General features: G+C 61.0%; 5 protein-coding genes and 1 pseudogene. All 6 read left to right on the top strand.

Annotated elements, in window-relative coordinates; all coding sequences use genetic code 11:
- Positions 1–139: pseudogene (locus AC3VI7_RS12355) on the top strand (monofunctional biosynthetic peptidoglycan transglycosylase); the annotation flags it as partial.
- Between the two features lie 42 nt (positions 140–181).
- On the top strand, positions 182–724 hold the full coding sequence (locus AC3VI7_RS12360) for a TlpA disulfide reductase family protein (RefSeq protein WP_489668934.1): 543 nt from the start codon (positions 182–184) through the stop codon (positions 722–724).
- 131 nt (positions 725–855) lie between these two features.
- Positions 856–1,314, top strand: a complete 459-nt coding sequence (aroQ, locus tag AC3VI7_RS12365) for a type II 3-dehydroquinate dehydratase (RefSeq protein ID WP_489668933.1) — start codon at positions 856–858, stop codon at positions 1,312–1,314.
- Positions 1,315–1,409: 95 nt separating this feature from the next.
- The gene (gene accB, locus AC3VI7_RS12370) at positions 1,410–1,862 is read left to right on the top strand and encodes an acetyl-CoA carboxylase biotin carboxyl carrier protein (RefSeq protein ID WP_489668932.1); all 453 of its coding nucleotides are present in this window, start codon (positions 1,410–1,412) and stop codon (positions 1,860–1,862) included.
- A gap of 80 nt (positions 1,863–1,942) precedes the next feature.
- The gene (gene accC, locus AC3VI7_RS12375; RefSeq protein WP_489668931.1) at positions 1,943–3,292 is read left to right on the top strand and encodes an acetyl-CoA carboxylase biotin carboxylase subunit; all 1,350 of its coding nucleotides are present in this window, start codon (positions 1,943–1,945) and stop codon (positions 3,290–3,292) included.
- Positions 3,293–3,304: 12 nt separating this feature from the next.
- The coding region (locus AC3VI7_RS12380) for a 50S ribosomal protein L11 methyltransferase (RefSeq protein ID WP_489671590.1) at positions 3,305–3,651 on the top strand (347 nt) is incomplete at its 3' end.

A 3,651-nucleotide genomic window follows, 5' to 3' on the forward strand; every position in this document is an offset into this window, starting at 1 on the left:
GCTACAAGCCGCCCAAGCGGCCCGACTGGCGGTGATGCTGCCAGCGCCCAAACGCTTCGAAAAACGCCCCGCCTCGCCCTACTTGATGGGTCGCTCCGCCACCGTGATGGCGCGCATGCCAGCGGTGGATCTGCCGTGAATCTGTGGCTTGGCACACCGCACGACACCGAGGAGAAAACACATGAAACGCCGCTTCAAATGGGTCATCTTGGCCGGGCTCGGTTTGGTGGTGCTGGCCAGCGCCACGGCTGCTTTGTTGCTCAAGAAAGAGCCCTCACCGCCCACCCAAGCCGCCGAACTGTTGTGGGCACAGCATCTACCACGTCCCCCTGGGGCCAAGGAGCATGGCGAGCTGGTGTTCAAGGATCTGCGCGGTCAAGCCTTGGTGGTGAACTTTTGGGCCTCTTGGTGTAGCCACTGCGCCCACGAAATGCCGGCCTTGGATCGCTTTGCCAAAGAGCATGCCGACAAGGGCTGGCAGGTGGTGGGCGTAGCGGTAGACCGACCGGAAGCGGTGCAACGCTTCTTGCAAGACATCCCCGTGTCCTTCCCCATCGCCGTGGCGGGCTGGGCGGGCATGGAGCTGATGCGCAGCTTGGGCAACCCCAGCGGTGGCCTGCCTTACACGGTGATCTTGAACGCCAATGGCCATGTCGTGATGCAAAAATCCGGGGCCGTCAGCACCGAGGAGCTGACCCGTTGGGCCACGGCCATGACACCATGATTTATGCTTTTGATGCGGCTCTTTTGAGCGAATCGGCCTGAAAAGCGCGTAAAGTTCGACTTTCGCCAAGAACTTCAGGCGATAACTCCTTCAACGCTGCTGATTTCGCTCCATTCCCCCAACCATCCGCCATGCGCATTCTCGTTCTTCAAGGGCCGAATCTGAACCTGCTGGGCAGCCGTGAGCCCCAGGTTTATGGGGCAGCCACCTTGGCCGATATCCAGACTGACCTAGACCGTTGGGCCCAAGATCAAAACCGAGATCGGGCGGATGCTTTGGCGCTGCTGCACTTTCAGAGCAACCATGAAGGCGCATTGATCGACCGGATTCATCAAGCGCGTGCCGAAGGCGTGGACTTCATCGTCATCAACCCCGGTGCCTACACCCACACCAGCGTGGCGTTGCGTGACGCTTTGGCTGGGGTAGCGATTCCGTTCGTCGAGGTTCACCTCTCCAACGTGCATCGGCGTGAGCCCTTCCGGCATCACTCTTATTTTTCTGATCTGGCCGAAGGGGTCATCGTCGGCCTCGGAGCCCTTGGCTATCGCCTCGCCCTTGAATTTGCCCTGCAACGCCGTGCCAAGCCCTGAGCTTGGCGCTGCGCTGCTCTCGACGCGACACATCCGGCGGCTTGCCGGCTTTGTTTTTTCACCACCCCATCACCCCCATCACCGGAGACTTTGAGATGGATCTGCGCAAACTCAAAACCTTGATTGACTTGGTGTCTGAATCGAACATCTCCGAGCTGGAGATCACCGAGGCCGAAGGCAAAGTGCGCATCGTCAAAAGCAGCCCGACGGCTGGCATGATGACGATGGTGCAGCCGATGATGCAAGCCGCACCGGCGGCCGCCCCCGTGGCCGCCGCCGCACCCGCAGCACCGGCCGTCCCCGCAGCCCCTACCGGCCATGTCATCAAGTCACCGATGGTGGGCACCTTCTACCGCGCCTCCAGCCCGGGCTCCAAGCCGCTGGCGGATGTGGGTCAGCAGGTCAAGGAAGGCCAAGCGCTTTGCATCATCGAAGCGATGAAAATCATGAATGAGATCGACTCCGACAAGGCCGGTATGGTCACCCAAGTGCTGGTCGAAAACGGTCAGGCTGTTGAGTACGGCCAACCGCTGTTCATCATCGGCTAAACCCGGCTCACGTTCTCCCTAGCGCACCCGCCGCACCGCCCCCGCCCGTTTTTCCTGTCGTCGAGTCGAGGCCCTGATTTATGTTCAAGAAAATTCTTATCGCCAATCGTGGCGAAATTGCCCTGCGCATCCAGCGTGCCTGTCGCGAGATGGGCATTCGGGCCGTGATGGTGTACTCCGAAGCCGACCGGGACGCCAAGTACATCAAGCTGGCCGATGAATCGGTCTGCATTGGCCCGGCAGCCTCCGCACAGAGCTATCTGAACATGCCGGCCATCATCGCGGCGGCCGAGGTGACGGATGCCGAAGCGATTCACCCCGGCTATGGCTTCTTGAGCGAAAACGCCAGCTTTGCTGAGCGGGTGGAGAAAAGCGGTTTTGCCTTCATCGGCCCGACGGCTGAGTCGATCCGTCTCATGGGCGACAAGGTCTCGGCCAAAGACGCGATGATCAAGGCCAATGTGCCCACGGTACCGGGCTCACCCGGCGCACTGCCCGAAGACCCGAAGGAAATCATCCTCATCGCGCGTCAAGTGGGCTATCCGGTCATCATCAAGGCGGCCGGTGGCGGTGGCGGGCGGGGCATGCGCGTGGTCCACACCGAAGCGGCCTTGCTGCATGCGGTGCAGACCACCCGGGCTGAAGCAGGCGCAGCCTTCGGCAACCCGACGGTGTACATGGAGAAGTTCCTTGAACATCCCCGTCACATCGAAATCCAAGTGCTGGCCGATACCCACGGCAATGCGGTGTGGCTGGGCGAGCGCGATTGCTCGATGCAACGCCGCCACCAAAAGATCATCGAAGAAGCCCCAGCACCGGGCATCCCGCGCAAGGTGATCGAAAAGATCGGCGAGCGCTGCGCAGCCGCTTGCAAAAAGGTGGGCTACCGGGGTGCAGGCACCTTCGAATTTCTGTTCGAAGACGGCGAGTTCTATTTCATTGAAATGAACACCCGCGTGCAAGTCGAACACCCGGTGACTGAACTGGTGACGGGCATCGACATCGTGCAGCAGCAGATCCGCATCGCCGCTGGCGAAGCCCTGCCCTTCACCCAAAAGCAGATCCATCATCGGGGCCATGCCATCGAGTGCCGTATCAACGCCGAAGATCCTTGGACCTTCATGCCCTCGCCGGGCCGCATCACCATGTGGCACCCACCGGGCGGCCCTGGCGTGCGGGTCGATTCGCATGCCTACGCCCAATACTTTGTGCCGCCCAACTACGACTCCATGATCGGCAAGATCATCGTCCATGGCGATACGCGCCAGCAGGCTCTGGCCCGCATGCGCAGTGCCTTGAGCGAAACCTTGATTGACGGCATCCAAACCAACATCCCGCTGCATCGTGAACTGATGGTGGACGCCAAGTTCAACGAAGGTGGCACCACCATCCACTACCTCGAAGGCTGGATGGCCGAACGCAGGCGTTAAGTATTAATCATGATGGTTGAACTGTTGTTGCTGGCTCCGGCCAGCCGGGTGGAAACGGTTTCGGACGCTTTGATGGAGCTGGAGGCCTTGGCCGTCAGCGTCGAAGACGCCGATGCCGACACCCCCGACGAAGCACCGATCTTCGGTGAGCCCGGCATGCCGGCCTATCAAACCATGGCGATCCGCAGTTGGGACCGCTCAGTCATGAAGGCCTTGTTTGCCAGCGAAGCCGAGGCGACCGAGGCCGCCACCTTGCTGCTGGCCCAAGACTGGGCCAGCGATGTGCATTTGCAAGGTCTGCAAAGCGTGCCCGACGAAGACTGGGTGCGGCTGACGCAATCGCAGTTCGAACCCGTGGG

This window comes from Leptothrix toolikensis (SeqCode), assembly GCF_057922285.1.